Here is a 19,354-nt window from a genome sequence, read left to right as displayed (position 1 = left end):
TCCGGCGCAGTGGCCGGCCGCACAGTTTACCATTGGTCATCGTCCAGCTCGACCTTTTCCCTGTTCATGTCCCAGTTTCCTGCCGCCACCCGCCTCCGATTCGTCCTGGTCGGTACCCAGCACCCCGGCAACATGGGCGCCGCCGCCCGCGCCCTGAAGACCATGGGCCTGGCCCGCCTGGTGCTGGTTGCCCCCGAAAAGCCACTGGACGAGGAGGCCTTCCGCCGCTCGGCCGGTGCCGAAGACGTGCTGGGGGATGCCCCGGTGGTGGCCACCCTGGCCGAGGCGGTGGCCGATTGCCGCCTGGTACTGGGCTGCACCGCCCGTGCACGCCGCGTCCAGCTGGAGGAGTACCTGCCCGCCGATGCCGCTGCCCGCGCGGTGGTCAAGGCCGGCGAGGGCGCCGAGGTGGCGCTGGTGTTCGGCCGTGAGCGCACCGGCCTGACCAACGAGGAACTGCAGCTTTGCCATGCAGCGGTGCACATCCCGTCCGACCCTGAGTTCAGCTCGCTCAACCTGGCTGCCGCCGTGCAGGTGCTGGCCTATGAAACGCGTATGCAGCTGCTGGGCGCGCAGCCGGCCACCGATGCCGAGCCCGGCTTCCGCGAACAGGCGGCCAGCCACGAGCAGATGGAGAGCTTCTTCGCCCAGCTTGGCGACACGCTGGACGAGATCGATTTCCACAAGGGCCGCGCCCCGGAATCGGCGATGCGCAAGCTGCGCCGCCTGTTCCTGCGCAGTGAGCCGAGCGAGCAGGAAGTGCGCCTGCTGCGCGGCATCCTCGCCGACACCCAGCGCATGGCGCGACTGGCCCAGGCAGGCGGCAAGGACAGCTGACGACGTTCTCATTTTTTCGGGTAGTCTGTCCGGATACCCAGGGGGGATGAAGCCTGTGTCGGGTCTGCGAAAGGCAATGCAGGGGGGACTGCTGAGCCTGGCCATGGTCCTGCTGGCCGGGACGGTGCGTGCAGCACCGGACCCGGTGCTGGTGCTGGGCCGGATCAGCGATGATCCCAAGGCCCATTACGAGCAGCTGCAACCATTGCTGGACTACGTGGTGGCGCGCATGCACGACGTTGGCATCAAGGAGGGGAGGATCCTGATGGCACGCGACCCGCAGCAGATGGCCAGCTATCTGCGGCGGGGCAGGGTCGACTGGGTCACGGAAACCTCCGGTACGGCGGTGGCGCTGGGCCAGCGCAGTGGCGCCCGTCCACTGCTGCTGACCGAGCGCAACGGCGTGCGTGATTACCAGACGGTGTTCTTCGTGCGCCGCGACAGCCCGATCCAGCGCGTGCAGGATCTGCGGGGCCATCGCCTGGCCCTGCAGAACACGGCGTCCACCAGTGCCTATCTGGTGCCGGTGATGACGTTGCTGCAGGAGGGCCTGTCGCCCCAGATCCTGGCCGGTGCATGGGACATGCCGGGCCGGGACAGTGTGGGTTACGTATTTGCACGCAGCGAGCTGAACATCGCGACGTTCGTGCACAAGGGGGTGGTTGACGTGGGGGCGGTGAGCAGCGTGGACTGGAACGACGAGCGGCGGATGCCGGCAGCGTTCCGGCGCGACTTCCGCGAGCTGCTGCGCACCGATCCCTACCCGCGTGCGGTGGAGATGGTCCGCGCCGACCTTGATCCACGCGTGCGCGATCGCCTGCAGGAAGTACTGCTGCAGGCAGCCAGCGACCCGCAGGCACAGGGGGCGCTGCATCGGTTTTTTGGCACTTCCGGGTTCCATCGCGTCGATGCGCATGCGCAGCAGCGGTTGGATGAATTGAAACAAGGATTGACGCGCGTGCGGATGGAAGTGGAATGAAGTGGCTTGGCTCGGGGATGCAGGCCCGGTTCCTGCTCGCGATGGGCGGGGCGATGGTCGTGGTGATCGCGATCCTTGCGGTGTTGTTGGGGCGGCAGGCCGCGATGCAGGGCGAGGTGCGCAACCTCAGCGGCGGCGTCATCCATGAATTGTTCGACCGCAGCGTGCGCAGTCGCGGCGAGGCGATGGCGCGTGAGCTGTCCGACGCGCTAGCCAACCCGTTGTACTACCGTGACCTGGACCAGGTGGGCGTACTGGTGCGCAGTACCGCGCGCCAGCCCGTGGTGCGCTATGTACTGGTGTTCGATGAACGCGGCCGGCTGGTACACGATGGCTCGGTCGAGGTGTCCGGATTCGGTCAGCCGATGGCCGATCCACTGGCACCCAAGGCCGCGGCCGCGCAGATGCTGGTCGTGCAGGAATCGCCGAAGGTGCTCGACAACACCATGCCGATCATGATCGGCAACCAGCGCATTGGCGGCGTCCGGGTCGGCATGGCGCTGGATGAGGTGCAGCAGCGCGAGCAGGCGGCCAACGCCACGCTGGGCGAGCGCCTGCAGCAGGTCGGCAGCCGTCACCTGGGCTGGCTGCTGCTGATGCTGGGCCTGCTGGTGGTGATCGGCGTGGTGGTGATCCTGTACGTGCAGCGCACCCTGGTCGCGCCGATCCGTGATCTGGCCGTCGCCGCCCGCCGCATCGAGGCCGGTGACTACCAGACGCCCCTGGCCGAGAACACCCGCGACGACGAGGTCGGCGAACTGGTCCGCGGTTTCGCCCGGATGCGCGATGCGATCGCCCGCCATGACCGCGAAGTGCGGCGCATGGCCTATACCGACGCGCTGACCGGGCTGACCAACCGGCTGGCATTCCGCGAGGCGCTTGATCATCGGTTGATGGCTGCCCGTGCCGCCAATCACCGGTTGGGGCTGCTGTTCGCCGATATCGACGACTTCAAGCGGGTCAATGACACCCTTGGCCACGAGGCCGGCGATGAGGCATTGCTGCAGTTCGCCCAGCGTATCGGCCGCGCGGTCACCGAGGCCGGGGGCGATGAAGCCCTGCTGGCCCGCTTCGGCGGCGACGAGTTCGTGATCCTGGTCGGCGATGGTGATGTTGCCGCCAACGCGCGGCTGCTGGCCGAAGTGCTGGTGCGCGAGCTGGGCAAGCCGCTGGTGGTGCAGGGCAGGGAACTGTTCCTGGGCACCTCGATCGGCGTGACCCTGTTCCCCGACGATGCTGCTGATGCGACCACGCTGCTGAAGAACGGCGACATCGCCATGTACCAGGCGAAGATGGCCGGCAAGAACTGCTATCGCTATTACAGCCGGGCGATGGACCATGCGGTCGAGCGTCGCGTGCATATGGAACAGGAGCTGCGCGGCGCCTGGGAGCGCGGTGAGCTGCGCCTGGCCTACCAGCCGATCTTCCGCATGCGCGACCGCCGCATGGTCGGCGTTGAAGTACTGCTGCGCTGGCAGCATCCGACCCTGGGCACGATCCCGCCCTCGGTGTTCATCGAGGTGGCCGAGCAGAGTGGCCTGATCGAGATCATTGGCCCGAAGGTGCTGCGTGCGGCCTGCATGGAGGCCTCGCAGTGGCCGCGCGGGGCAGCGGGCGATGAGCTGTTCGTGTCGGTCAACGTGTCACCGCGGCAGCTGCGTGGCGGCGAACTGCCGGCACTGGTCGCGCAGTGCCTGCATGAGTCCGGGCTGCCGGCGTCGCGCCTGCACCTGGAGCTGACCGAAACCGCCGTGATCGGCGACGAGATGGTTGCCGCGCAGCTGCTGGACAAGCTGCACCGCACCGGCGTGAAGGTCTGGCTGGACGATTTCGGTACGGGCTTCTCCGGGCTCAGTCATCTGCGCCAGGTGCCCGTGGACGGCGTGAAGATCGACAAGAGCTTCGTTGCCGACATGCAGCGCGATCCCGACGACCTTGCGCTGACCACGGCGATCATCGCCATGGCCCACGCGCTGGGCATCACCGTGGTGGCCGAGGGCATCGAGCAGCAGGCACAGTTCGAGCTGCTGGCGCAGCGCGGCTGCGATCTTGGCCAGGGCTACTGGTTGAGCCACCCGGTGACCGCCACCGAAGTGGTGCGGATGATCGAATCGGGCGTCTGACCCCCAAAAAGGGGACGGAGGGAATTAAGTCGCAAATGCATAAGCGACTTAATTCCCTCCGTCCCCTTTTTTGTTACAGCGGGCGCTTGCTCGGGTCGCCGGGCAGTTCGCGCACCAGCTTCGGGATCAGATAGCCGGACAGGCGCGCGGTCAGGCCGGCAATCAGCGCCTTGGCCTGGGTGTCGTCCACTTCGAAGTGGGCCACGCCCTCGACCCGGTCCAGCTGGTGCAGGTAATAGGGCAGCACGCCAGCAGCAAAGCTGCGCTCGCTCAGGTCCTGCAGGGCCTGCACGCTGTCGTTGACCCCGCGCAGCAACACCGCCTGGTTCAGCAGCTGGGCGCCGGTGCCGCGCAGGCGGGCCATCGCTGCGTCCACGCTGGCGTCGAATTCATTGGCGTGATTGGCATGGACCACGATCGCCAGCGGCCAGGGCAGGCTGCCCAGCCAGGAGACCAGCTCCTCGTCCACGCGCTCCGGCAGCACGATCGGCAACCGGGTATGGATGCGCAGGCGGCGGATGTGCGGTATCTGGCGCAGGGCGTCGGTCAGTTCCACCAGCTTGTGCGTGGCCAGCGACAGCGGGTCACCGCCGGACAGGATCACCTCGTCGATGTCCGGGTCGGCGGCGATGGCGGCTACGGCCTCCTGCCATCCCCCCTTGGCGGCGTTCTCCGCGCCATAGTCGAAGTGGCGGCGGAAACAGTAGCGGCAGTTGATCGCGCAGCTGCCGGTGGCGACCAGCAGGGCGCGGCCACGGTACTTCTGGATGACGCCGGTGGCCTTCTTGGCGGCGCCATCGCCCACCGCATCGAAGCTGAACCCGGGCGCCGGGTGCATTTCCTCGTCGATCGGCAGCACCTGGCGCAGCAGCGGGTCGGCCGCATCGCCCACGCGCATGCGCGCCACGAAGCCCTCGGGCACGCGCAGCGCGAACTGGGCCATGGCCGCTTCCGAGACACCCAGCGCGGCCGGGTCCAGCTGCAGCCGGGCCAGCAGGGCGTGCGGGTCGCGCAGCGCCTGGCGCCAGAGCTGCTGCCAGCGCGCGGGCGCACCTGGCGACTGGGGCCGTGGGAAGGCGGAAAGCTGCATGGAGAGGGGGCCTGCGGTTATCATGGGGGCAGAAAAACAGTCGCCCACCGGCATCCGGTGGGCTTTCCATTCTAACGGCTCGCCGCACCCGCGGCGTTTTTGCCACTCAGGAGTTTACGCATGGCCAGCTACGGCATGAACGACGTCAAGAACGGGATGAAGATCCTGGTCAACAACCAACCGGCCGTCATCATCGACACCGAATACGTCAAGCCGGGCAAGGGCCAGGCCTTCACCCGCGTGAAGTACCGCCTGATCAAGGACGGCCGTACCCAGGAAGTCACCATGAAGTCGACCGACTCGCTGGATGCAGCCGACGTCGTCGATACCGACATGAACTTCATGTACAGCGACGGCGAGTACTGGCACTTCATGGACCCGGAATCCTTCGAGCAGGTCCAGGCCACCAAGGCCGGCATGGGCGGCGCCGAGAAGTGGCTGAAGGGCGAAGAGTCCTGCGTGGTCACCCTGTGGAACGGTGAGCCGATCTTCGTGCAGCCGCCGAACTTCGTTGAACTGAAGATCACCGAAACCGATCCGGGCGTCCGTGGCGACACCTCGGGCGGCGGCGGCAAGCCGGCCACCCTGGAAACCGGCGCCGTGGTCCGCGTGCCGCTGTTCGTGAACCAGGACGAAGTGATCCGCGTCGACACCCGTTCGGGCGAATACTCCGCACGCGTCAAGTAATCCGGCGCAGCCGGATTACGGTAGTGCCGGCCGCTGGCCGGGTACGCGCCATCGCATTCGCGCTGGCGCTCCCATGATCTGCTTCGGCAGATCATGGGCCCCGCTTCACGAGTCTCCAGACCCCGCCGCTTCGCGGCAGCCCCTTACTCAGGGGCGTGTCCCCCAGAAGTATCTCGCCCCACAGCCAGTGAGCCCGCATGAGCGATAGCCCGCACCTCCCCGAAGCCTGCGACCTGCTCATCGAAGCCGGTTACGTCGTTCCGATCGAGCCGCATGCGGTGGTGCTGGAAGACCATGCCGTTGCCGTGCGTGGCAGCGAGATCGTGGCCATCCTGCCGTGTGCCGAGGCGCGCGCACGGTTCCGCGCCACCCAGGTGGTCAGCCGCCCCGAGGCGGCGCTGATGCCGGGCCTGGTCAATGCGCACACGCACAACCCGATGACGCTGCTGCGCGGCGTCGCCGACGACCTGCCGCTGATGACCTGGCTGCAGCAGCACATCTGGCCGGTGGAAGCGGCGGTGATCGGCCCCGAATTCGTCGCCGACGGCACCACCCTGGCCATCGCCGAGATGCTGCGCGGCGGCACCACCTGCGCCAACGAGAACTACTTCTTCGGCGATGTGCAGGCCGCCGTCTACAAGAAGCATGGTTTCCGCGCGCTGGTCGGCGCGGTCATCATCGATTTCCCCACCGCCTGGGCCAAGACCGACGACGAGTACTTCGCCAAGGCCGGTGAACTGCATGACCAGTGGCGCACCGATCCGCTGATCGGCACCGCGTTCGCGCCGCATGCGCCCTACACGGTCAACGATGCCAACTTCGAGCGGGTGCGGATGCTGTCCGACCAGCTCGACATGCAGGTGCACCTGCACACCCACGAGACCGCGCAGGAGATCAACGATTCGATCAAGCTGCACGGCCAGCGCCCGCTGGCGCGGCTGGATCGGCTCGGCCTGGTCAACGACCGCCTGATCGCGGTGCACATGACCCAGCTGACCGATGCGGAAATCCACCTGTGCGCCGAACGTGGCGTCAGCGTGGTGCACTGCCCGGAATCGAACCTGAAGCTGGCCTCCGGTTTCTGCCCGGCCTGCGCCCTGCAGCGCGCCGGCGTGAACCTGGCCATCGGCACCGATGGCTGCGCCAGCAACAACGACCTGGACATGTTCAGCGAGAACCGCACCGCGGCGATCCTGGCCAAGGCCGTGGCCGACGATGCGACCGCGCTCGATGCGGCGACCACGCTGCGCGCCTCCACCCTGGGTGGCGCCCGCGCACTGGGCTTCGGCGACCGCATCGGTTCCATCGAAGTCGGCAAGCAGGCCGATCTGGTCTGCGTCGACCTGTCCGCGCTGGAAACCCAGCCGCTGCACAACGTCCTGTCGCAGCTGGTGTACGCCACCGGCCGCCAGCAGGTCAGCGACGTCTGGATTGCCGGCAAGCCGAAGCTGGTACAGCGCGAGCTGGTCGGCATGGACCTGCCGGGCATCATCGCCAACGCGCGCCAGTGGCGCGAGCGCATCCGTCATATCCGCGCCTGAACCCCGGCGCCGCAAGGACCCCTCATGACTGCCCCCCACGCTTCCTCCAATTTCGATCAGGCCGAGCTGGACAAGTTCGCCGCGCTGGCCAACCGCTGGTGGGACGCTGACGGCCCGCAGAAGCCGCTGCATGCGCTGAACCCGGTGCGCCTGCAGTACGTGGCCGATCGCGTGCCGCTGCGCGGTGCGCGCGTGCTCGACATCGGTTGTGGTGGCGGCCTGTTGAGTGAAGCGCTGGCCCAGGCCGGTGCTGACGTCACCGCCATCGACCTGGCCCCGGAACTGGTCAAGGTCGCGCGCCTGCATGCGCTGGAAAGCGGCGCCAAGGTCGATTACCGGGTGCAGGCTGCCGAAGATCTGGCCGCCGAGCAGCCGGGCAGCTTCGATGTGGTCACCTGCATGGAAATGCTCGAACACGTGCCCGACCCGGGCGCGATCATCGAGGCCTGCAAGCGCCTGCTGAAGCCGGGCGGCCACCTGTTCCTGTCGACCATCAACCGCACCGCCGCCGCCTTCGCGGTAGCGATCGTCGGCGCCGAGTACGTGGCGCGGCTGCTCCCCAAGGGTACCCACCACTACCAGGAATTCATCAAGCCTGCCGAGCTGGCGCGCTGGCTGCGCGAGGCCGACATGCAGCTGGTGGATGTCAGCGGCATGGCCTACGAGCCGTGGCGCAACCAGGCCCGCCTGAGCAGCCGTACCGACATCAACTACCTGGCCTACGCGGTCAAGCCGGCATGACCGCGGCACGCTTCCCGCGCGGTGCTGTTCGACCTGGACGGCACCCTGCTGGACAGCGCACCGGACTTCGTCGCCACCTGCGACGCGATGCTGGCCGAGCGTGGACGCGCACCCATCGATCCGGCCGCGCTGCGCCCGGTGGTGTCGAAGGGCTCGCGGGCGATGGTCTCGGCTGCGTTCCCGGAACTGGACGTAGCCGCACGTGACGCGCTGATCCCGGAATTCCTGCAGCGCTACGAAGCATTGATCGGCCAGCACGCGGTGCTGTTCGATGGAGTGGCCGGCATGCTCGCCGCGTTGGACGACGCCGGTACGGTGTGGGGCATTGTCACCAACAAGCCTGAATACTTGGCGCGCTTGATCCTGCCGCAGCACGGCTGGCAGCAGCGCTGTGCGGTACTGGTGGGTGGTGACAGCCTGGCCGAACGCAAGCCGCATCCGCTGCCGCTGCTGCACGCCGCACAAGCCATCGGCATCGCCGCCGAAGACTGCGTGTACGTGGGCGACGACGAGCGCGACATCATCGCGGCACGTGCCGCCGCCATGCCGTCGGTGGCGGCGCTGTGGGGCTACCGCCTGCACAGCGACGATCCGCTGGCCTGGCAGGCCGACGTGCTGGTCGAGAACGCCGAACTTCTGCAACTGGCCAGTCTCTGGCCGACCCGGCCGGCAGCCCCGGCCCAGCCGTAAGGAATCACGTAGTGAGCAGTACCGCGCTGGACAGTTTCCTCGACAAGTGGCGCAGCCGTTGGCCGGAGTGGTCGGTGGCCGCCCCGTTCGTGGCCGAATCGCAACGCGAGCTTGCGGTGGCGTGGTTCGCGCTGCTGCAGGAATTCGACGACATGCTCAACACCAGCGGCGACCCGTTGCCGGCCGACGCCAAGCTGGCATGGTGGGGCGAGGAGCTGCGCAGCTGGGCCGCGCATCGTTCGCGCCACCCGCTGGGCCGCCTGCTGGAGCCGGTGCGTGCGCCGTGGGCGCAGCTGGCCGAAGCACTTCCGGATCTGGTTGAAGCGCGCACGGTCGCGCTGGATGTGGCCGGCGCCGAGCGCGCTGGCGAACTACGCAGAGGCCGTGGCCGCGGTGGAGGCAGCCCTGTTCGCGGACAAGCCGCGAACTGGCGCCGGTCGTGCGGTGCAGCTGCAGACCCTGGCCCAGCGCCTGCAGGATGCCGGCGTAGCCGGTGTGCCGCGCAGCCTGCTGGACGGTGATGCCAGCACGGCCGCACAGCGCTGGGCGCAGCATCTGTTGAAGGGCTGGGGCAGCCGCGTGCCCGGCCCGCGCCCGCGCCGCGTGTGGTCCAGCCTGGCGCGTGCACGCGTTGCCGCGCAGGCGGCAGGCAAGCCGATCGAAGCCACGCCGGTACGCACCCTGCTGCGTGTGTGGTGGGCTGCGCGCGGCTGATGCCGCTGCGCTCGCCGGGCATGGCCCGGCGCTACCGGGCGCGGTAGTCGGGTAGCGCCGGGCCATGCCCGGCGGCCGTTCGTCGCGCGTTACTTCCGTTCCAGCACCAGTAACGGGTCGATACGGGTATCGAACCAGTTCATGCCCCAGTGCAGGTGCGGGCCGGTGGCACGACCGGTGGCGCCGACCGCAGCGATCACCTGGCCCTGTTCCACACGGTCGCCAACTTTTACGTCGATGCGCGACAGGTGCAGGAAGTTGGAGCTGACACCGAAACCGTGGTCGAGCAGCAGCGTGCCGCCGGTCAGGTACAGGTCGGGGCCGGCGAAGGTGACGATGCCGGCCGCCGGCGCCTTCACCGGCGTGCCGGTCGGTACCGCGATGTCCATGCCGGAATGACCTGCGCCGGGCTGTCCGTTGTACACGCGTGCGTTGCCGAAGCGGCCGCTGATGCGGCCCTGCACCGGCCAGATGAAGGTCTGGGTGAAGTCGGTACGGTCGTCATCACGGGCACGCGCGGCGGTCACCTGTGCTTGTTCGCGCTTGATCCGCTCGGCAATCGCCGGCGGCGGGTTGACCGTCTTCGGTGGCACGCCGTTGACCCGCTCGGTGGGCCAGTCGCGCGGGGTCACCGCAATGGTCGCGGTCTCGCTGCCACCATCAGGGCGTTGCACCTGCACGCGCAGCGGACCCTTCTCGTCGCGGCCGATGCCGAACACCACGCTGCCATAGCCGCTCACCCGCAGTTGGCGGCCGGCGTACTGCACGCGGCTGCCGGCAGGTACCTTGCCGATCACCAGTGCGCCCTGCGATGCGCTGGCCGGGAACACCACGCGGCTGTCGATCAGGCTGCCGATGCCGTCCTGTGCCTGCGCCGACGGTGCGGTGAACAGGGGCGCGGCCAGCAGCAGCGCCCCGATCAGAAGTGCGGAGCGCATCAGCGGTCGTAGGTCATGCGCTGGCCGGCCGGCTCGCCCACCAGTTTGCTGCCGTCCCACACCAGTTGGCCATTGACCCAGGTGGAGGCCACGCGCGAGCGGAAGGTCGTGCCTTCAAACGGCGACCAGCCGCACTTGGACAGCACGTCCTCGCGCTTGACCATGAACGGCACGTCCTCGACCAGCACCAGGTCGGCGAAGTAACCCTCGCGCAGGAAGCCACGTTCTTCCACGTCGAACAGCTGTGCCGGCGCGTGCGCGAACTTCTGCACCACCTGCTCGCGGGTCAGCTTGCCTTCGTGCACGCGTTCCAGCGCGGCCACCAGCGCGTACTGCACCAGCGGCAGGCCCGACGGCGCCTGTGCGTAGGGCTTCTGCTTCTCTTCCCAGGTGTGCGGCGCGTGGTCGGTGGCCAGGACGTCCAGCACGTCATCGGCCAGCGCGGCGGTGATCGCCTCGCGGTCGGACACTTCCTTGATCGCCGGGTTGCACTTGATCAGGTTGCCCTTGGTCGCATAGTCCGGGTGCGCGAAGTGCAGGAAGTGCACGCAGGTTTCGGCGGTGATCTGCTTGCGGCTGCCGTCGGCGCGGATCAGCGGACCCTTCTCGAACAGCGCCAGCTCATCGGCGGTGGAGATGTGCAGCACATGCAGGCGGGTGCCGTGCTTGCGCGCCAGCGACATCGCCAGGCGGGTCGACTTGATGCAGGCCTCGCGCGAGCGGATGTCCGGATGCATGTCCGGGGTCAGCGCGTCGCCGTATTTCTCCTGGAAGGCCTTCAGGTTGGCGTCGATCATCGGCGTGTCTTCGCAGTGCGTGATGATCGGCGTCGGGCATTCGCGGAAGATCGCGTCCAGCGTTTCCGGATTGTCGACCAGCATGTTGCCGGTAGAGGCGCCCATGAACACCTTCACGCCCGGGGCCTTCTTCGGGTCCAGCGCACGGATGGCATCCAGGTTGTCATTGCTGGCGCCGTGGTAGAAGCCGTAGTTGGCCCAGGCGCGGCCGCGTGCGAGCTCGTATTTGGCTTCCAGGATGGTCGAATCCAGCGTCGGCGGATTGGTGTTGGGCATGTCCATGAAGCTGGTCAGGCCACCGGCCACCGCAGCCGCCGATTCGCTGGCGATGTCCCCCTTGTGGGTCAGGCCCGGTTCGCGGAAGTGCACCTGGTCGTCGATCATGCCAGGCAGCAACCAGCGTCCGGCTGCGTCCACCACCTGCTCGCCGTCGCGCGGCGCCAGCCCGTTGCCGATCTGCGCGATGCGGCCGTTCTCGATGCGCAGGTCGCCGTCGAAGGTGCGGCCTTCGTTGACCATGCGGGCGTTGGTGATGAGGGTGGAGGACATGTCAGTGTTTTCCTGTGCAACGGCAAGAGGGGGCGTTGGGAGACTCGGGCACGGGGTCGAAGCCGCCGGGATGGAACGGGTGGCAACGGCCCAGCCGGCGCGCAGCCAGCCAGCTTCCGCGCAGCGGGCCGTGCCGCGAGATGGCGTCCATCGCGTATTCAGAACAGCTCGGCACGAAACGGCAGCGTGGCCCCAGCAGGGGGCTGATGAAGCGCTTGTAGAAGCGCAGCAGGGCAATGAGCAGGCGCGAGATCACCCAGTCATCTTATGCCAGTTGGCATGAAGGCCGCATTTGTGCAGGATGGGCCGTTGGTCGCATGTCGCCGATGGCCTGCGACCGGTACCAGCGCCTTCGGGTGCTGGCCAGGTTCCGTACCGCGCAAGGCGGTCCGTGTTCGTCGGACTGCCTCCAAGGGCGCCTTGACTCCAGGACTGAATGGAGCAGGGGGTCGAGGTTGCTGCTGCGGGTCGGGTAGGCTATAAAGGCCCGCTTTCCCGGGCCCCGGGGAATCCAAGGAAGAGCGTTTCGTGGCTGCTAAAAAAACTGCAAAGAAGGCCGCAACGGCCGCCAAGAAAACCGCCAAGCCTGTTGTGAAGAAGTTGGCGGCAAAGCCCGTTGCCAAGAAACCGGCCAGCAAGCCGGCGACCAAGGCAGCGTCCTCGCAACCGGCGGCCAGGAAGGCCACCGCAAAGAAAACGCCGGTCAAGGCAACCAAGCCGGTGGCGAAGAAGGCTGCTGCGCCCGCCAAGGCCAAGCCTGCCGCTGCCAGCAAGAAGGCGCCGGTGGTGAAGAAGGCCGCCAGCAAGGCCGCGCCGGTGAAGAAGGCCGCCGCCAAGCCGGTGGCGAAGAAGGCAGCAGCCAAGCCGGCGCCGAAGGCGGTGGTGAAGAAGGCTGCGGCCAAGCCGGTCGCCAAACCTGCAGCGAAGAAGGTTGCTGCGGCTAAACCGGTGGCCACGCCTGCCGCTGTAAAGAAAGTCACCAAGAATGTTGCCGCGCCGGCCGCAAAGCCGACCCCGGCCCCCGTAGTGAAGTCCGCACCGAAGCCTGCCCCCAAGCCGGCTCCGGCCAAGCCTGTCCCGGCCAAGACCGTGGCAGTGGCAGCAGCCCAACCGGCCCCCAAGCCGGCCCCGGCCGCCGCTCCTGCTGCTTCGAAGGCCCCGCAATCCAAGAATCCCGTGCCCGTTTCGAAATCGCCTGCCAAAACCGCCGTGAAATCCGATTCCGCCCCGAAGACCGTGTCGCGCCCTGTCGGCAAGGTTGCCGTGGCCGTCGCCGCCCGCTCGGCGGCACCGGCCCCGCGCAGCAAGTACAAGGTGGTCGAGTACAAGACCGACGAGGCCACCGGCCGCCCGATCCTGCCGGCTGGCTACAAGCCGTCCTCGGAAGAGGAATACATGAGCCCGCTGCAGCAGGAGTATTTCCGTCAGCGCCTGCAGAACTGGCGCGCGGACCTGGTGGAAGAGTCCAAGCAGACCATCGAGAACCTGCGCGAGGAAGTGCGTGACATCGGCGACGAAGCCGAGCGCGCGACCCGCGAGACCGAGAACTCGCTGGAACTGCGTACCCGCGACCGCTACCGCAAGCTGATCGGCAAGATCGACAGCACCCTGAAGCGCCTGGAAGCGGGCGACTATGGTTACTGCGTCGACACCGGCGAAGAAATCGGCCTGGAGCGCCTGGAAGCGCGCCTGACCGCCGAACGCACCATCGACGCCCAGGAGCGTTGGGAGCACCTGCAGAAGCAGCAGGGCGACTGATTCCTGATCGTTGTCTGGTCATGCGAAAAACCCGGCCTCGGCCGGGTTTTTTTGTTGGGTGTGGTTGGCTGTGTAGAACGGCGCCTTCCGGGTATCGGAGGGAGCCTGCGGGTGGGGCCGGGCAGGAGACGCTGCAAGTACATCCCTGTAAGCTCGGCCGCGGCATCCATGCCGCGGACGGTCCTGCCCGGCCCCACCCGCAGGCTCTCTACGGTTTCCTGCGTGCGCGGTTGCTGTAAAGCCGAGCTCATGCCCGGCTCGGGCCGAAGGCGGAGAGCAAGGAGGAGCAAAAGCAAAAGCAAAAGCAAAAGCAAAAGCAAAAGCAGCCAAGCATGGCTTGGCTCTACCAAGGGCGGTCATGCGTGCGCTCACGGCTGTTGGGTCCGCCTTGTAGCGAGCCGAGCACCGCAGGGGAATCAGGGGCGAAGAGGCGGCTCTATCCTGTAGAGCCGACTGCTAGTCGGCTGGCTCTCCGCGCCGTCCCCTGATTCACCGAGGAGCACAGGGCACCGGCGCGCAGCGCCGGCTCGCGGATGGCGGAGCGTTTCTTTGGTTACTTTCTTTTCGCGAAAAGAAAGTGACAAGCCCAATCATCGAGGGAGAGCAACGGCCCCCAGCCAAACGCCCGGCGCCGCCGAATCCGCTGTTCGCAGCATCACTGCAGGTCGCGAAGATTCAGCTTCCGCAACGTCGGGTTCTTCCACGCCGTGATCCCGGCCACGCTCAGCACCGCGAACCCACCCAGCACCACTGCCGGCACCAGGCCGAGCAGCTTTGCCATCGTGCCGGCATAGAACGCGCCCAGTTCGTTGGACGAACTGATGAAGATGCCGTTGATCGACGACACCCGGCCGCGCATCTCTTCCGGCGTGGCCAGCTGCAGGATGGTCGAACGGATCACCACCGAGACGCCATCGAAGGCCCCGTAGAACAGCAGGATCAGCGCCGACAGCCAGAAGTGCTGCGACAGCCCGAAGCTGATCACGCACAGGCCGAAGCCGGCCACCGCGAACAGCAGCACGCGGCCGGCATTGCGGTGCAGCGGGTGGCGCGCCAGCCACAGGCCCACGCAGACCGAGCCCAGCGCCGGCATTGCACGCAGGATGCCCAGGCCTTCCGGGCCGTGGTGCAGGATCTCGTGCAGGAACGCCGGCAGCATCGCCACCACGCCGCCCAGCAGCACCGAGAACATGTCCAGCGCCATCGCCCCGACCATGATCCGGTTGCCGACCACGAAGCGCGCCTTCAGCGATGCTCTTGAAAATCGGGGCGGCCGGACCGGTATGCACCGGTTCTTCCACCTTCAGCGTGGCCAGGCAGGCCATCGCCACCAGCGCGAAGCCCGTGGCCACCGCGTAGGACAGGCCCTTGCCGCCGAAGCCGACCAGCACGCCGCCCAATGCCGGACCGGCCACCATGCCGGCCTGGAACACCACGGCGCCGAGGCCAGCGCCACGTGCGAACTGGTCACGGGCCAGCACGCGGGCGAACAGTGCGTTGTAGATCGGCGACAGGAAGGCGCGGACCATGCCGGTCAGCGCAATGGCCGCATAGATCGGCCACACGCCTTCGAACGGCAGCCAGCCCTTGGCCACGCCGGTCAACACCAGCGCGGTGGCGATCAACCCGGAGCAGGCGACCATGCCGAGCCGGCGGCGCGGCAGGTGGTCGACCAGATAACCGGCGAACGGTGCGACGCAGAAGAACGGCAGCACCTCGGCCAGGCCAACCAGGCCCAGCGAGAACGGATTGCGGGTGACTTCGTAGATGTGCCAGCCGACGGTGACCGCGACCACCTGGTAGGACAGCATCGCGAAGATGCGGTAGGCCAGCAGCTTGGCGAAACCGGGCCGGGACAGCAGCCCCAGCGCGGTGTCTTCGGCCGTGGCGGGTCCGCTCACGACGGGTCGCGCTGCAGCTGGGCCTGCGCGGTCTCGCGGATGAAGGCCAGCATCGCCGCCACGCCGTTGCTGCGGGTGGGCGAGAGGTGGCGGGCCAGGCCGATGTCCTGGATGTAGCTCGGTTCGGTGGCCAGGATCTCCTGCGCCGAGCGCCCGGAGTACACGCGCAGGGCCAGGAAGATCAGGCCGGAAACGATGGCCGAATCACTGATGGCGTGGAAGCGCAGCGACTGCGCATTGCCTTCCGGCACGATCCAGACCATCGACTGGCAGCCGAGCAGGCGGTGCTCTTCGGTCTTCCATTCGTCCGGGAAGGCGGGCAGCTTACGGCCGAGGTCGATCAGATACTGGTAGCGCTCGGACCAGTCGCCGAAGAAGCCGAATTCCTCGGCGATGGCGGTCTGGGCCTCGGCGGCGGTGGGTTCAAGCGGGAACGGAGAGTCGGTCACAACAGTCTCTACAGTGGAGCGTGGCCGGCGGACCGGCCACGGGGCAGGGTGGGTCAGCCGCGCTTGCGCGACCAGCGCACGCCCTGCGGGGTGTCTTCCAGCACGATGCCTTCGGCGGCCAGCTGGTCGCGGATGGCGTCGGAACGGGCGAAGTCGCGTGCCTGCTTGGCGGCGGCACGCTCGTCGATCAGGCCCTGGATGCGGGCATCTTCGCCATCATCGCTGGCCGCGGTGCCGAACCACTGCGCTGGATCGGCCTGCAGCAGGCCCAGGGCCAGGCCGGCACCGAGCAGTTCGCCCTTCAGGCGCGCCTGTTCGGCCGGGTCGGTGGCCCGGCGTGCGTCTGCGGCGATGCGGGCCACTTCGGCCAGTGCCTGCGGGGTGTTCAGGTCGTCATCAAGAGTCGCCTCGACCGTGGCCGGGATCGCCACGACCGCCTCGACCGACGCCAGCTCGCGCAGCGTGCCGTACAGGCGGTCCAGGGTGCGCACCGACTGCTCGATGAGGCCATCGGACCAGTCCAGCGGCTGCCGGTAGTGGGCCGACAGCAGGGCCAGGCGCAGCGCTTCCGGCGGGTGCTGGCGGACCAGATCGTGCACGCGTTCGATGTTGCCCAGCGACTTGCTCATCTTGGCGCCGCCGAAGTTGAGCATGCCGTTGTGCAGCCAGAAGCGGGCGAAGATCTTGCCGCCGTGGGCGCATTCGCTCTGCGCAAGCTCGTTCTCGTGGTGCGGGAACTGCAGGTCGACGCCGCCGGCATGGATATCGATGGTCTCGCCCAGGTGGGCGGCGGCCATCGCCGAGCATTCGATATGCCAGCCCGGGCGGCCACGGCCCCAGGGAGACTCCCAGCCAGGGAGGTCATCGCTGGACGGCTTCCACAGCACGAAATCGCCTGGGTCGCGCTTGTACGGGGCCACGTCGACGCGGGCGCCGGCCAGCATCTCTTCCGGGTCGCGGCGCGAGAGCTTGCCGTAGCCTTCGAAGCTGGCCACCGCGAACAGCACGTGGCCTTCGGCGGCGTAGGCATGACCATTGGCGATCAGCTGCTCGATCATGGTGATGATCTGCGGGATGTGCGCGGTCACTTCCGGCTCGATGTCCGGCGGCACCACGCCCAGCGCGGCCATGTCTTCACGGTAGGCGGCGGCGAACCTGTCGGTGATGGTGCTGATCGGCACGCCCTGCTCACGCGCGGCGTTGTTGATCTTGTCGTCCACGTCGGTGATGTTGCGCGCGTAGCGCAGGCCACCGAAACGGCGTCGCAGCAGATCGGCCAGCACCCCGAACACTACCGGGCCACGGGCGTTGCCGATGTGCACGTAGTTGTAGACCGTCGGGCCGCACACATACAGGGTCGGACAGGCCGGGTCGAGCGGGGTGAACGGTTCGAGCTGGCGAGTCAGGTTGTTGTGCAGGCGCAGGGTCATGGGGCTGTGGCTGGGGGACAAGCCTGTGATTTTAGAACGTGTCGGCCCCCTTTGGGGGCACCGCCTGCCACCGGTGGACGCCGGGTCCAACCAGGGTGGGGTGGGCAGGAGCAGCGTGGACGGGTAATGTTCAGCCCCTTGCGCTCGCCACTGCCTACACTATTGCCGTGTCCTTGCTCCCTTCGCCAATGAAATCCACCGCGTTGCTGACCCTGGCCTGCCTGTCGGCGCTGGCCGCCGTGGCCCAGGCGCAGGAGGCCGAGCCCCGCAACCGGGTGGTGATCGTGGAGAACGTGAAGTTCGACTACGCGCAGGTACTGAACGTCGAACCCGTGTTCCAGACCCTGCGCGCGACCCGTACCGAAGAACACTGCGAGCCGGTCTCGACCCGGACCCTGGCGCCGGTCAATGTCACTGGTGAGGAGCCGGTCGAGGACAAGGGCCGGATCAGCCGCTTCTGGGACTCGGTACGCTCGATGTTCAAGCGCAGCGATGAAGAGGTCTCCGAGGACACCGCCGCCGAGTCACCGGCCCCGGCGCCGGCACCGGCCAACAATGGTCCGATGCTGACCCGCGACTGTCGCATCGTGCCGGTGGGACGTGAATTCCGCCGGCCCATCGCCTACGACGTGGACTACGTCTACAAGGGCACCAAGTACCGCTCGCGGCTGCCGGAAGATCCCGGCAACCGGCTCAAGATCCGGGTGTCGATCACCCCCTGGGTCGGCCCCGAGCAGGGCGCCGCCGGCAATCCCTGATTCTGCGACCCCGGCCCCTTGCGTCGACCCCGGCCGCATGCAAAGATGGTTGACCATGAAGCTCACCGACTTCCAGCACGACAGCAGCGCAGCCCGACAGGCGTCGGGCATGACCTCGCGTGCGCGTCGACCGGAACCCCACATCCTCGCTGGGTAACCGGAGCTTTTTGCTGTTCGTCCGAAAAAAACCCAGCCCGCCGGCTGGGTTTTTTCGTTTTCGCGTTCTGAAAGCTGCAACTGCAACCTTTTCGTTCCACCTTTGGTTCCTGTTTTCCCTTCCACCGCGTCGAAGCCGGCGCCGCCACGCAAGGAAAGATGATGTCCCCCAAGCACTTCCTGAACACCCAGGACTGGAGCCGCAGCGATCTCGATGCGCTGTTGACCCAGGCCGCGCTGTTCAAGCGCAACAAGCTCGGCGACCAGCTCAAGGGCAAGTCGATCGCGCTGGTGTTCTTCAACCCGTCCATGCGCACCCGCACCAGCTTCGAACTGGGCGCGTTCCAGCTCGGCGCCCACGCGGTGGTGCTGCAGCCGGGCAAGGATGCGTGGCCGATCGAGTTCAACCTCGGCACGGTGATGGACGGCGATACCGAAGAGCACATCGCTGAAGTGGCCAAGGTGCTGGGCCGTTACTGCGACATCATCGCCGTGCGTGCGTTCCCCAAGTTCATCGACTGGGCCTACGATCGCCAGGACATCGTCCTCAACAGCTTCGCCAAGTACTCGCCGGTGCCGGTCATCAACATGGAGACCATCACCCACCCGTGCCAGGAGCTGGCCCACATCATGGCCCTGCAGGAGCACTTCGGCACCCAGGACCTGCGCGGCAAGAAGTACGTGCTGACCTGGACCTACCACCCCAAGCCGCTGAACACCGCAGTCGCCAATTCGGCGCTGACCATCGCCACCCGCATGGGCATGGACGTGACCCTGCTGTGCCCGACCGCCGACTACATCCTCGACGACCGCTACATGGGCTGGGCCGAGCAGAACGTGGCCGAGAGCGGCGGCTCGCTGAAGATCAGCCATGACATCGACAGCGCCTACGCCGGTGCCGACGTGGTCTACGCCAAGAGCTGGGGCGCGCTGCCGTTCTTCGGCAACTGGGAACCGGAAAAGCCGATCCGCGACCAGTTCAAGCACTTCATCGTGGACGAGCGGAAGATGGCGCTGACCAACAACGGTGTGTTCAGCCACTGCCTGCCGCTGCGCCGCAACGTGAAGGCCACCGACGGCGTGATGGATTCGCCGCAGTGCATCGCCATCAACGAAGCCGAGAACCGCCTGCACGTGCAGAAGGCGATCATGGCGGCGGTTGCCGGGCGCTGATTCCCAAGCATTGAAACAATCCGCCGGGCATGGCCCGGCGCTA

General features: G+C 67.4%; 16 protein-coding genes and 2 pseudogenes. 11 read left to right on the top strand and 7 right to left on the bottom strand.

The window, feature by feature from the left end; genetic code table 11:
* Positions 1 to 66 precede the first annotated feature (66 nt).
* The 3 genes from ACZK2V_RS15840 to ACZK2V_RS15830 all read left to right on the top strand — a co-directional run bounded on the left by ACZK2V_RS15840 (position 67) and on the right by ACZK2V_RS15830 (position 3,939).
* Positions 67 to 837: an RNA methyltransferase gene (locus tag ACZK2V_RS15840; RefSeq protein ID WP_201116877.1), complete on the top strand. Its 771-nt coding sequence runs from the start codon at positions 67 to 69 to the stop codon at positions 835 to 837.
* Between the two features lie 76 nt (positions 838 to 913).
* Entirely contained in the window at positions 914 to 1,816 is a 903-nt protein-coding gene (locus ACZK2V_RS15835; protein WP_429000648.1) for a phosphate/phosphite/phosphonate ABC transporter substrate-binding protein, read from the top strand.
* On the top strand, positions 1,813 to 3,939 hold the full coding sequence (locus tag ACZK2V_RS15830; protein ID WP_049423917.1) for a putative bifunctional diguanylate cyclase/phosphodiesterase: 2,127 nt from the start codon (positions 1,813 to 1,815) through the stop codon (positions 3,937 to 3,939). Before ACZK2V_RS15835 ends, ACZK2V_RS15830 begins: the two co-directional genes overlap by 4 nt.
* Before the next feature lie 73 nt (positions 3,940 to 4,012).
* On the opposite strand, the gene epmB is transcribed toward ACZK2V_RS15830, so the two are convergent.
* Positions 4,013 to 5,053 (bottom strand): EF-P beta-lysylation protein EpmB, encoded by a 1,041-nt coding sequence (gene epmB, locus ACZK2V_RS15825; protein WP_201116873.1) that lies wholly within the window; start codon positions 5,051 to 5,053, stop codon positions 4,013 to 4,015.
* A 96-nt stretch (positions 5,054 to 5,149) separates the two neighbouring features.
* Between epmB and efp the strand changes: the two genes are divergently transcribed.
* From efp to ACZK2V_RS15800, 5 genes and pseudogenes are all read left to right on the top strand, one after another.
* Positions 5,150 to 5,716: an elongation factor P gene (gene efp, locus ACZK2V_RS15820; RefSeq protein WP_005410381.1), complete on the top strand. Its 567-nt coding sequence runs from the start codon at positions 5,150 to 5,152 to the stop codon at positions 5,714 to 5,716.
* Between the two features lie 197 nt (positions 5,717 to 5,913).
* On the top strand, positions 5,914 to 7,257 hold the full coding sequence (locus tag ACZK2V_RS15815) for a TRZ/ATZ family hydrolase (RefSeq protein ID WP_049423924.1): 1,344 nt from the start codon (positions 5,914 to 5,916) through the stop codon (positions 7,255 to 7,257).
* 24 nt (positions 7,258 to 7,281) lie between these two features.
* A complete protein-coding gene (ubiG, locus tag ACZK2V_RS15810; RefSeq protein ID WP_049401248.1) occupies positions 7,282 to 7,998 on the top strand; it encodes a bifunctional 2-polyprenyl-6-hydroxyphenol methylase/3-demethylubiquinol 3-O-methyltransferase UbiG in 717 nt (238 codons plus the stop codon).
* A 21-nt stretch (positions 7,999 to 8,019) separates the two neighbouring features.
* Positions 8,020 to 8,688 carry a phosphoglycolate phosphatase gene (locus tag ACZK2V_RS15805; RefSeq protein ID WP_486322576.1) on the top strand — a complete coding sequence of 223 codons (669 nt, stop codon included), beginning with the start codon at positions 8,020 to 8,022 and terminating at the stop codon, positions 8,686 to 8,688.
* A gap of 11 nt (positions 8,689 to 8,699) precedes the next feature.
* Positions 8,700 to 9,402: pseudogene (locus ACZK2V_RS15800) on the top strand (squalene/phytoene synthase family protein).
* 89 nt (positions 9,403 to 9,491) lie between these two features.
* On the opposite strand, the gene ACZK2V_RS15795 reads toward ACZK2V_RS15800, so the two are convergent.
* Genes ACZK2V_RS15795 through yidD form a run of 3 tightly spaced genes read right to left on the bottom strand, consistent with a single transcriptional unit; the run spans position 9,492 to position 11,942 of the window.
* Positions 9,492 to 10,340 carry a M23 family metallopeptidase gene (locus ACZK2V_RS15795; protein WP_049401255.1) on the bottom strand — a complete coding sequence of 283 codons (849 nt, stop codon included), beginning with the start codon at positions 10,338 to 10,340 and terminating at the stop codon, positions 9,492 to 9,494.
* Complete coding sequence (locus ACZK2V_RS15790) at positions 10,340 to 11,686, bottom strand: dihydroorotase (protein ID WP_201116868.1); 1,347 nt, start codon at positions 11,684 to 11,686, stop codon at positions 10,340 to 10,342. The genes ACZK2V_RS15795 and ACZK2V_RS15790 overlap by 1 nt, the downstream gene beginning before the upstream one ends.
* A gap of 1 nt (position 11,687) precedes the next feature.
* Positions 11,688 to 11,942, bottom strand: a complete 255-nt coding sequence (gene yidD, locus ACZK2V_RS15785) for a membrane protein insertion efficiency factor YidD (RefSeq protein ID WP_014037867.1) — start codon at positions 11,940 to 11,942, stop codon at positions 11,688 to 11,690.
* A gap of 272 nt (positions 11,943 to 12,214) precedes the next feature.
* Between yidD and dksA the strand changes: the two genes are divergently transcribed.
* On the top strand, positions 12,215 to 13,444 hold the full coding sequence (gene dksA, locus ACZK2V_RS15780; protein WP_049401259.1) for an RNA polymerase-binding protein DksA: 1,230 nt from the start codon (positions 12,215 to 12,217) through the stop codon (positions 13,442 to 13,444).
* 655 nt (positions 13,445 to 14,099) lie between these two features.
* Here the strand turns inward: dksA and ACZK2V_RS15775 are convergent.
* The 3 genes and pseudogenes from ACZK2V_RS15775 to cysS all read right to left on the bottom strand — a co-directional run bounded on the left by ACZK2V_RS15775 (position 14,100) and on the right by cysS (position 17,224).
* Positions 14,100 to 15,255: pseudogene (locus tag ACZK2V_RS15775) on the bottom strand (MFS transporter).
* A gap of 86 nt (positions 15,256 to 15,341) precedes the next feature.
* A complete protein-coding gene (locus ACZK2V_RS15770) occupies positions 15,342 to 15,794 on the bottom strand; it encodes a SufE family protein (protein ID WP_049423936.1) in 453 nt (150 codons plus the stop codon).
* A gap of 53 nt (positions 15,795 to 15,847) precedes the next feature.
* Positions 15,848 to 17,224 (bottom strand): cysteine--tRNA ligase, encoded by a 1,377-nt coding sequence (gene cysS / locus ACZK2V_RS15765; RefSeq protein WP_032129396.1) that lies wholly within the window; start codon positions 17,222 to 17,224, stop codon positions 15,848 to 15,850.
* Positions 17,225 to 17,412: 188 nt separating this feature from the next.
* Between cysS and ACZK2V_RS15760 the strand changes: the two genes are divergently transcribed.
* Entirely contained in the window at positions 17,413 to 17,982 is a 570-nt protein-coding gene (locus tag ACZK2V_RS15760) for a glycine zipper 2TM domain-containing protein (protein WP_032129397.1), read from the top strand.
* Positions 17,983 to 18,300: 318 nt separating this feature from the next.
* A complete protein-coding gene (locus ACZK2V_RS15755; RefSeq protein WP_486322575.1) occupies positions 18,301 to 19,311 on the top strand; it encodes an N-acetylornithine carbamoyltransferase in 1,011 nt (336 codons plus the stop codon).
* Positions 19,312 to 19,354: the final 43 nt, after the last annotated feature.

It is taken from the genome of Stenotrophomonas sp. 93052_Sma (assembly GCF_056481145.1).
This window is presented reverse-complemented; position numbering and strand designations above follow the sequence as displayed.

What these genes read in the sequence shown, in the direction of transcription:
- ACZK2V_RS15760 (WP_032129397.1), top strand. Translation starts at nt 17,413, where the DNA reads ATGAAATCCACCGCGTTGCTGACCCTGGCCTGCCTGTCGGCGCTGGCC.
- ubiG (WP_049401248.1), top strand. Translation starts at nt 7,282, where the DNA reads ATGACTGCCCCCCACGCTTCCTCCAATTTCGATCAGGCCGAGCTGGAC.
- ACZK2V_RS15815 (WP_049423924.1), top strand. Translation starts at nt 5,914, where the DNA reads ATGAGCGATAGCCCGCACCTCCCCGAAGCCTGCGACCTGCTCATCGAA.
- ACZK2V_RS15795 (WP_049401255.1), bottom strand. Translation starts at nt 10,340, where the DNA reads ATGCGCTCCGCACTTCTGATCGGGGCGCTGCTGCTGGCCGCGCCCCTG.
- ACZK2V_RS15790 (WP_201116868.1), bottom strand. Translation starts at nt 11,686, where the DNA reads ATGTCCTCCACCCTCATCACCAACGCCCGCATGGTCAACGAAGGCCGC.
- cysS (WP_032129396.1), bottom strand. Translation starts at nt 17,224, where the DNA reads ATGACCCTGCGCCTGCACAACAACCTGACTCGCCAGCTCGAACCGTTC.
- ACZK2V_RS15830 (WP_049423917.1), top strand. Translation starts at nt 1,813, where the DNA reads ATGAAGTGGCTTGGCTCGGGGATGCAGGCCCGGTTCCTGCTCGCGATG.
- ACZK2V_RS15755 (WP_486322575.1), top strand. Translation starts at nt 18,301, where the DNA reads ATGTCCCCCAAGCACTTCCTGAACACCCAGGACTGGAGCCGCAGCGAT.
- epmB (WP_201116873.1), bottom strand. Translation starts at nt 5,053, where the DNA reads ATGATAACCGCAGGCCCCCTCTCCATGCAGCTTTCCGCCTTCCCACGG.
- efp (WP_005410381.1), top strand. Translation starts at nt 5,150, where the DNA reads ATGGCCAGCTACGGCATGAACGACGTCAAGAACGGGATGAAGATCCTG.
- ACZK2V_RS15840 (WP_201116877.1), top strand. Translation starts at nt 67, where the DNA reads ATGTCCCAGTTTCCTGCCGCCACCCGCCTCCGATTCGTCCTGGTCGGT.
- ACZK2V_RS15835 (WP_429000648.1), top strand. Translation starts at nt 914, where the DNA reads ATGCAGGGGGGACTGCTGAGCCTGGCCATGGTCCTGCTGGCCGGGACG.